Source organism: Pseudogracilibacillus amylolyticus (SeqCode) (assembly GCF_051918545.1).
GTDB lineage: Bacteria > Bacillota > Bacilli > Bacillales > Amphibacillaceae > Pseudogracilibacillus.
Genome location: NZ_JBPPZG010000174.1, coordinates 1 through 8,602, shown reverse-complemented (window position 1 = coordinate 8,602; position 8,602 = coordinate 1). Strand labels below are relative to the sequence as shown.

The 8,602-nt window shown below is 37.6% G+C and carries 9 protein-coding genes; 6 read left to right on the top strand and 3 right to left on the bottom strand.

What is annotated here, in order from left to right:
• On the top strand, nucleotides 1-189 hold a 189-nt coding region (locus tag ACPYKA_RS16080), incomplete at its 5' end, for a YjfB family protein (RefSeq protein WP_479543232.1).
• A 51-nt stretch (nucleotides 190-240) separates the two neighbouring features.
• Here ACPYKA_RS16080 and ACPYKA_RS16075 read toward each other — a convergent pair.
• The 3 genes from ACPYKA_RS16075 to ACPYKA_RS16065 all read right to left on the bottom strand — a co-directional run bounded on the left by ACPYKA_RS16075 (nucleotide 241) and on the right by ACPYKA_RS16065 (nucleotide 2,818).
• Nucleotides 241-1,065 (bottom strand): aldo/keto reductase, encoded by an 825-nt coding sequence (locus tag ACPYKA_RS16075; protein ID WP_479543231.1) that lies wholly within the window; start codon nucleotides 1,063-1,065, stop codon nucleotides 241-243.
• 68 nt (nucleotides 1,066-1,133) lie between these two features.
• The gene (locus ACPYKA_RS16070; protein WP_479543233.1) at nucleotides 1,134-1,307 is read right to left on the bottom strand and encodes a DUF2179 domain-containing protein; all 174 of its coding nucleotides are present in this window, start codon (nucleotides 1,305-1,307) and stop codon (nucleotides 1,134-1,136) included.
• A gap of 161 nt (nucleotides 1,308-1,468) precedes the next feature.
• Nucleotides 1,469-2,818 (bottom strand): MFS transporter, encoded by a 1,350-nt coding sequence (locus ACPYKA_RS16065; RefSeq protein ID WP_479543230.1) that lies wholly within the window; start codon nucleotides 2,816-2,818, stop codon nucleotides 1,469-1,471.
• 212 nt (nucleotides 2,819-3,030) lie between these two features.
• Here ACPYKA_RS16065 and ACPYKA_RS16060 point away from each other — a divergent pair, with 212 nt between their 5' ends.
• From ACPYKA_RS16060 to ACPYKA_RS16040, 5 genes are all read left to right on the top strand, one after another.
• Entirely contained in the window at nucleotides 3,031-3,411 is a 381-nt protein-coding gene (locus ACPYKA_RS16060; protein WP_479543229.1) for a hypothetical protein, read from the top strand.
• A 39-nt stretch (nucleotides 3,412-3,450) separates the two neighbouring features.
• Entirely contained in the window at nucleotides 3,451-4,350 is a 900-nt protein-coding gene (locus ACPYKA_RS16055; RefSeq protein WP_479543228.1) for an RluA family pseudouridine synthase, read from the top strand.
• 388 nt (nucleotides 4,351-4,738) lie between these two features.
• Nucleotides 4,739-5,902, top strand: coding sequence for a formamidase (gene fmdA, locus ACPYKA_RS16050; RefSeq protein ID WP_479543227.1), 1,164 nt, complete (start codon nucleotides 4,739-4,741; stop codon nucleotides 5,900-5,902).
• A gap of 14 nt (nucleotides 5,903-5,916) precedes the next feature.
• On the top strand, nucleotides 5,917-6,192 hold the full coding sequence (locus ACPYKA_RS16045) for a zinc ribbon domain-containing protein (RefSeq protein ID WP_479543226.1): 276 nt from the start codon (nucleotides 5,917-5,919) through the stop codon (nucleotides 6,190-6,192).
• 380 nt (nucleotides 6,193-6,572) lie between these two features.
• Complete coding sequence (locus ACPYKA_RS16040; protein WP_479543225.1) at nucleotides 6,573-7,934, top strand: cyclic 2,3-diphosphoglycerate synthase; 1,362 nt, start codon at nucleotides 6,573-6,575, stop codon at nucleotides 7,932-7,934.
• Nucleotides 7,935-8,602 lie beyond the last annotated feature (668 nt).

The following is an 8,602-nucleotide window of genomic DNA, read 5'->3' as shown; positions in this document are numbered from 1 at the left end:
GTGGATATTGCGGCACTATCGGTTGTGATGAATCAATCACAAGTAAAACAGCAGGCGAGTCTTGCTGTGATGAAAAACGCCATGTCTACTGCAGAAATGAATGGGGCTGCGCTAATTGAAATGATGAACCAATCTAGTCCAGCGGCTCCACATCCGTATCTAGGTGCAAAGATTGATCTAAAAGGATGAATTTTTGGAAAGTGAAAGAATAGCATATGTTATTCTTTCACTTCATATTTTTTATCGAACGTTCATCTCGCTTGGGACTGAATTAATCCGTTCATTTCGGTCTAATTCGGCAATTTGTTCCATATCAGCTTCACTTAATTCGAACTCAAATACATTCATATTTTCTTCCATTCGGGAAGGAGTTACCGTTTTTGGGATCACGATAGAGTTAGATTGCAAATGCCATCGTAAAATAACTTGAGCCGGTGTTTTATCATATTGGATCGCTATTTTTTTAATGATTTCATCTTGTAATACAGTTTGACCATTCATTAATGGGCTGTATGCTTCTAATAAAATATCATGTTCTTCGCAAAATTTCTTTAATTCCTTTTGTTGTAAGTATGGATGACATTCTACTTGATTAACAACAGGGGTGACCGTACACTCATCCAAGATTCGTTGTAAATGATCAATATCAAAGTTACAAACACCGATCGCTTTTGTGCGACCATCTTTATATAATTTTTCTAATGCTTTGTATGTTTCAACATATGTATCATACATCGGAGTTGGCCAGTGAATTAAATACAGGTCAACATAATCAAGACCGAGTTTTTCAAGACTCGTGTCGAAAGCTTTTAATGTATTGTCATAACCTTGATCGGCGTTCCATACTTTTGTTGTTATAAATAAATCTTCTCGTGAAATGTCACTAGCAGCGAGTGCTTTACCAACACCACTTTCATTCCCGTATATTGTTGCTGTATCAATTGAACGATACCCTGCATTTAATGCCTGTTTAACAGCCGGAGTTGCTTCTTCATTCGGTACTTGCCATACACCGTAACCAAGTTGAGGCATACGAAGACCATTGTTTAACGTTACAAAATCCATGAATTCACATCCTTTTTATTATTTTATATTTATAATGATAACGAATTAGCTGAATCATAATCAAAATATTAGACTTGGTAGGGGGAGAGTTCCTCCTTATGATTTTTTTTGAATCGGTGAATTGAATCTTCCCCCGTGAGTTCTTGGGCGTCCATGATGGTGGTGAAGGCGTCTGGGTCGATTTCCATAATAATGTCTTTTAGTTTTGATATTTCCAGTCGTATGATGACTACATAGATCACATCTCTTTCATCTCCGTTAAAACCACCTTGCCCGTGCAGTCTCGTTACAGTGCGACCGAGACGCTGGTTGATTGTCACTGCTAGTTTTTCAAATTGGTTTGAAACGATGATAACAGCTTTTGTGTCATTGAATCCTTGGGTGACGGCATCGATTATTTTAATTACCCTCTATTCTTTTCTTTTTTCGGTAATTTTAAAGTTAAACCAACGATCATGATGCACACGATAAAGGAAACGATGGCTACTAAGTGAAAATGGGCGATATCGAGATGCCCAGTAAATGCCATCCCGAGAAAACTTCCTGATAAAATTGCTCCTAAGTAACGGCTTGTTTGAAAAAGCCCAGAGGCGGAACCAGTATCCTTTTCATCAACATGTTCAAACAATGCCGTTTGTGCGGATATATTGTTAAATCCGTTACTAATACCGAGTATGGCCATGATGATAATTAGCCACCAAAGCATGGAAGTTTCATTATATGTAAGTAAAAGTCCTGTTCCGACGAGCAGAAAAACTGCTCCAATTATTGCTGCTGGTTTGGAACTTTTTCGGTCGATTAGTCGCCCAGCAAGCGGGGTTGCAATTACGCTAAAACCTGCAAGAGCAAGCATAATAAATCCAGTATGTTCTTCGCTATATCCGCGTACTTGCTGCAATAGCGTTGGGATTCCAAAGAAATAATTATAGTAAACAGCGTTAATTAACATAAATAATAGATAAACTAAATTTACGTTTTTGTTTTTTCGAAGTGCTTCCACATCGATAAACGGTTCTGTTTTTCTCTTCTCAAATGAATAGAAAAGTATGCTGAATAAAAGAAAAACTAATAATGCCCACCAGCGAATATCCTCCGTTAGCGAAAGCAAAAATAATATCAAGCCCAAAATAGAAATAATAAATAGTGATATACCGATAAAATCAATTCGTTTTAAATTAACATTTACTTTACTCGCTTTTGGCAGAACGAAAATTGCCATTAAAAATGAAACGATAATAATTGGAAAATTAATTAGGAAAATAGCTGACCAGTTCCAATTTGCAACGAGCAGTCCACCAATTGTCGGTCCAAAAGCGGCTGAAGTTGAGGAAAAGATACTAATTACTCCGATTGCCCGAGCTTGGTTTGTTGTAATATGCGCTCGGATCATACTCATTCCGCTCGGAAATAAGGTAGAACTTCCAATCGCTTGCAGAGCACGGCAACCAAGCAAAAATCCATAATTCGGTGAAAACGGTGCAAGCAGACATGAAATGACAACAAGGATAAGGCCACTCATAAATATCCGTTTTGCCCCGAACATATCACTAAGTTTTCCCATCACTGGCTGTCCAGCTGAGCTGGCAAGGTAAAATATAGAAATAAGCCACGATGCATCAGCAAACGTTAATGCAAAATCCCGCTGCATCTGAGTTAAGGCAACAGAAATCATCGAAGAATTTAATGGGTTGAGTAATGTTCCAAGTCCAATTGTTAATAATAATATCCATGGGTTATGAGTCGTTTTTTTCATCAAATCACCTGATTATTTTTCGTCAATTCTTAGTTACTATGTTACAGTTTAACAAATTCTAAACTTATTTAGAAAAATAATTAATGGAACACTCGTTTGTGTAGTGGTTTTTTGGTATAATAAAAATAGATCAACAAGATGTACATACTTGTGTGTTATAATTACGGTAAGATTAGACGGAAAAGTTTACTGATCAAGGGAGGTGCGATTTGATGGAGAAAAAAAAGGATGCTACGTTTGACATGATCAAAAACTTAACGACTGAGGTAACTGGATTGAAGACTGAAATTAACGGTTTGAAATCTGGAACTAGCAGTTTGAAATCTGAAATAAATGATGTTAAAACAGAGATGAATCGTCGGTTTGATGAGGTCGATAAACGTTTCGAGCAAGTTGATAAAAGATTTGACGAAGTTGACAAACGTTTCGATACACTGGAGTTAAATGTGGATAATCCTACATCTGAAAGTAGAAGCTATTTTAAACGGTTAGAAGACAGATTAGATACACATGAATTTGTCATAAAGAAATTATCCTATATAGCAAATGTACATGACGGACAAATTGCTGAAATCCAAGAGACGTTAAAATAAGCTTTCAAGATCAAGCAATGTAAAAAAAGGAGAAACAAATTGTCTAAAAACAAAAGACACAGAGCGAACCAATCACATCATTACACAGTTAAAGAGTCTACTACGTTATTGCCTTTTCTATTAGAAGTGATGCCAAACCGTGGGCGTAATTCAGTAAAATCCATCCTCGAACGGGGACAAGTATCTGTAGACGACCATATTGAAACGTATTATAAGTATGAGCTTCACCCTGGACAGACTGTTTCTATCCTACCGAATAAAGTCGCGAGGCGTGAAGGAGCATTGGTTGGTTTAACCATTCTATATGAAGATGACGATCTTATTGTCGTTAATAAAGAAGCGGGATTACTGACTATTGCTACTAACAAGGAAAAAAGAAGAACGGCGCATTATCAGTTAATGAATTATGTTCGGAAACAGCATCCTAGAAATAGAGTTTTTATTGTGCATCGATTAGATCAGGACACATCTGGTGTGATGATGTTTGCTAAAAATGAGCAGGCGAAACGGAAACTGCAGGATAGCTGGAGAAAGTTTGTAAAAGAACGGGCGTATCTTGCTTTAGTTGAAGGGAAAGTTACAAAACAATCCGGCACAATAACGTCATGGCTAAAAGAGACCAAGACACACCGAATGTATTCCAGTCCTACCAAAAACGATGGACAATTTGCAAAAACACATTATAAAGTACTGCAAACGAATGATAACTTTTCACTGCTTGAAGTACATTTGGACACAGGCAGGAAAAATCAGATCCGGGTTCATATGCATGATCTTGGACATCCTGTTGTTGGTGATAAAAAATATGGTGCAAAAACGAATGCGATCCGGAGACTTGGTCTTCATGCCCATACATTATCTTTTATCCACCCGACAACCAGTGAAGTGCTAACATTTAAAAGCCCGGCACCTAAAGTTTTTTGGTCAAAATCTAAATAATTTTCCAACTAGCCACTTTCTCGTGAAGGTGGTTTTGTAATGGGAATTGTTTTGCAGATATAGAAGATAGCGCTGCTGTTTTTTGTATTTCCCCAATATCCAACTTGTCTACGCAGATCCGCTTTTTTATCTCCAGCGTCGCCCCCGCTTCCCATCACCCCAAATCGACAAACACATTCTTATCAAATTCAGTAATACTCTTCATCCAACCTGCATAACATGTACCAATCCAACCAATCCAACCAATCCAACCTCATAAAAAAATTTCCTAATCGTATAGAATATCCTGCATGTTCACACATTGCTTTTTGCTCAAAGCTTCACAAAGGGTTTGTTATTACATGCTGGATTTTTTTATAAAAAATATTTCAAGGGAGATACGAAAATAATGAAAGAGTTTAAGGTAGATTTGACAAAGCGCATGGATGAGCAAGATGTTGTTGGTCATAACAGGTGGCACCCGGATATTCCAGCCGTATTTTCAGTAGAACCAGGTGAGTCTTTTCGATTAGAATGTATTGAATGGACAGATGGGCAAATAAAAAATAATGACGATCCTTCCGATGTTGCTATGGTAAATTTGGAACGTGTGCATGTACTTAGTGGTCCTGTTCATGTAAATGGGTGCGAGCCAGGCGATTTACTCGTCGTAGATATTTTGGATATAGGACCGCTTGAGCCGTGGGGGCATAATGGAATTTTTGCTAAGGAAAATGGAGGTGGATTTTTAGTAGACCATTTTCCAGAAGCCGCGAAATCGATTTGGGATTTTCATGGAATTTATACGACATCGCGTCATGTGCCGGGAGTAGAATTTGCAGGCGTCATGCATCCAGGGTTAATGGGGGTTGCACCATCACAGGAACTGCTCGATGAATGGAACCGTCGTGAAAAAGAATTATTCGACACAGATCCGGATCGTGTACCGCCATTAGCACCGCTTCCGACAGCGGAACATGTTGTGCTCGGTAATTTAAAGGGGGAAGATTTTGATCGGGTTGCAAGAGAAGGAGCAAGAACGGTACCGCCAAGAGAGAATGGTGGAAACTGTGATATTAAAGACCTTTCTAAAGGATCACGGACATATTTCCCAGTATTTGTTGATGGGGCAAAATTGTCGGTAGGGGATCTGCATTTTTCACAGGGGGACGGAGAAATTACATTCTGTGGTGCAATTGAAATGTCCGGATTCATTGAGCTCCGTGTTGATGTCATTAAAGGCGGAATGGCAAAGTATAATATTAAGAAAAATCCTGTATACGAGCCAGGACCAGTTAATCCAAATTATAATGAATTCCTTGTTTTCCAAGGAGTTTCAGTTGAAGAAAACGGACAACAAACGTATTTAGATGCAAATGTAGCGTTTAAAAATGCCTGCCTAAATGCAATTGAATATTTAAAAACACTAGGATATACAGGTGAGCAAGCGTATATGCTCTTAAGTTCGGCTCCGGTACAAGCGAATCTTGCAAGTGTTGTAGATATTCCAAATTCATGTGCAACAATCGGAATTCCAAAAGCGATCTTCAAAAAAGACATCTTACCGAAATAGTGGAGGGGTTTAAAGTGGCGAATTATACTTTTTCCTGCAAAACGTGCGGCCATTTTACCGAATGGCATCAAAGTACAAGAGGGAACAAACAAGAATCCATCTGCCCGGAGTGTAACGCGATAGCAAAACGAGTGTTTATGCCCCCAATTACCTTTCGTATGAACAGCACGTTAAAGCGAATAATAGAAGAAGGAATGGAACCAAAACTTGTTAAAAGAGAAGATATGCCAAAAACACCATTAAAAAAAGCCAAGCCACGAGTATCCAGACCATGGCAAGCGGGACATTAGTTTGTTAGGCGCCTATCAGAGATGGTAGGCGTTTTTTTGGTATGGATGAGAGGAGAGATGGTTTAGCGGGGAATCTGCTTCTGCGGGCTGAACGAGTGATTATGTTAACGATATAAAAACGTTCCTCTTTTTGATTTGCTTAATTGAAAAAAACAGTCACGATTCGGAGTTAAACGTTCCCCATTTTTTGATTTACCTGATTGAAAATGGTTATGATTCAATAATAAATATCTCCTTTTTTCCAAAATGTTAAAATTATAATAATGCCAGCAAAGCCTCCCATATAAAAAATTTATAAAAGTTTAATTACTCTATTGTATTATTATACATTTTTATGTATAATAAATACTAACGATTTTGAATATGTAGGAGAGATGGCAGTGGAAAAGAAAAACATTATCATTATTGGTGCTGCGGGAAGAGATTTTCATAATTTTAATACTTATTATAGAGATAACGAAGAATTTAATGTAGTAGCTTTTACGGCTACACAAATTCCTGATATAGATGGTCGTAAATATCCAAGTGAGCTTGCTGGAAAGCTTTACCCAGAAGGGATTCCGATTTATTCACAAGACGAGCTACCAAAATTAATTAAACAATTAGACGTTGACGAATGTGTTTTTGCATACAGTGACGTACATTATGAAGATGTGATGAGCGTAAGCGCGATCGTCAACGCCGCTGGTGCGGATTTTACATTACTTGGACCGAAAAAGACGATGATAAAAAGTAACAAACCAGTGATTTCTGTTTGTGCGGTGAGAACGGGAACTGGAAAAAGTCAAACATCACGTAAAATTATCGAAACATTATTGGAACAAGGAATCAAGGTTATCGCGGTGAGACACCCAATGCCTTATGGTGATTTAAATGCGCAGCGTGTGCAACGTTTTGCGACAGTGGAAGATTTGAAAGAACATAAATGTACGATCGAAGAGATGGAAGAATATGAGCCGCATGTTGAACGTGGAAATATTGTGTATGCAGGTGTCGATTATGCCGATATTTTAGAGGCTGTTGAAAATGACCCAGACGGTTGTGATGTCATTCTTTGGGACGGTGGAAATAATGACTTTTCATTCTATGAGCCGGATCTTGCAGTAACAGTATTAGACCCACATCGTCCTGGTCATGAGCTGAAATACTATCCGGGTGAGGTAGCTTTAAGAACAACGGATGTATCGATCATTAATAAAATCGACAGCGCAGAAAAAGCAGCGATCGAAATTGTCGAAAATAATATTAAGTCTGTGAGTCCGAAAAGTACAATTATAAAAGCCGAATCAACCATTACCGTTGATAACCCTGAGATTATTAAAGGAAAAAAAGTGCTTATTGTAGAAGATGGACCGACTCTTACGCATGGTGAAATGAATGTTGGGGCAGGAACAGTTGCTGCTGAGCGTCTAAAAGCGGCAGAATCGGTTGATCCACGTCCATTTGCTGTCGGATCTATTAAAGAAACATTTGAAAAATATAACCATATTGGTAATGTACTTCCTGCGATGGGGTACGGTGAACAACAATTAAAAGATTTAGAAGAAACAATCAATAAAACGGATTGTGATGCGGTGATTATCGGAACACCGATTGACTTAACGAGAGTCATCGAGATCAATAAACCAACTACAAGAGTTCATTATGACTTGGATGAAGTAGGAAATCCTAACTTAAAAGATATTTTACATGATTTTATTGAAAAACATGGGCTTAAAAAAGAATTTATAAAACAAAATTAATTGATTAAAAATGTAAGAAGCCACTTTCGTTATGAAGGTGGCAATTTTATTTTAATTGAATAATTAATGTTTGTTGAGCAAAGCCAGTGGTGTTTTTGCGCTCCTAAAATCATGTGATTTTTCACTCGCAAGGTCACGCGAGTTGTTCTTGCGTTCCCCAATTCATGTATTCATCCCTCGGAAGGTTACGCGAGTTGTTCTTGCGTTCCCCAATTCATGTATTCATCCTTCGTAAGGTCACGCGAGAAGCTCTTGCACTCCCCAAATCATGTAACTTGTCATCATAAGGTCGCTTGAATCATCATTTTAATATGCATCCACAAAATAAAAAAGTGTATCTACTTTCCACAAATAAAAAATACTTAATAAAATTTTTATTATTTATCCAGTAAAAAAGTCTGAAAAGATGCTATGATTGTTATATCATTCTGTGAGTTGGGGTCATGTTAGAAGCAATCATTATTTTGTTTTATATAATTTTTCTTGTGGAAATATAAAATCTCCATATAAGCGTTCTTTACATATCGATTAAAATTTATCAAAATGTCTTAATTAAGAAAGGTGATATTTATGAAACTTACATATTGTCCAAAATGCCATGCCGAAATGATTGAAGATGTTTGGGAAGAAATTTCGGAGCTTTCGGATGGCTCATTACAACAAGAAAT

Bases quoted from the DNA above. Each gene is read 5' to 3' on its own strand.
- ACPYKA_RS16060 (WP_479543229.1), top strand. From the start codon at position 3,031: ATGGAGAAAAAAAAGGATGCTACGTTTGACATGATCAAAAACTTAACG.
- ACPYKA_RS16075 (WP_479543231.1), bottom strand. From the start codon at position 1,065: ATGGATTTTGTAACGTTAAACAATGGTCTTCGTATGCCTCAACTTGGT.
- fmdA (WP_479543227.1), top strand. From the start codon at position 4,739: ATGAAAGAGTTTAAGGTAGATTTGACAAAGCGCATGGATGAGCAAGAT.
- ACPYKA_RS16065 (WP_479543230.1), bottom strand. From the start codon at position 2,818: ATGAAAAAAACGACTCATAACCCATGGATATTATTATTAACAATTGGA.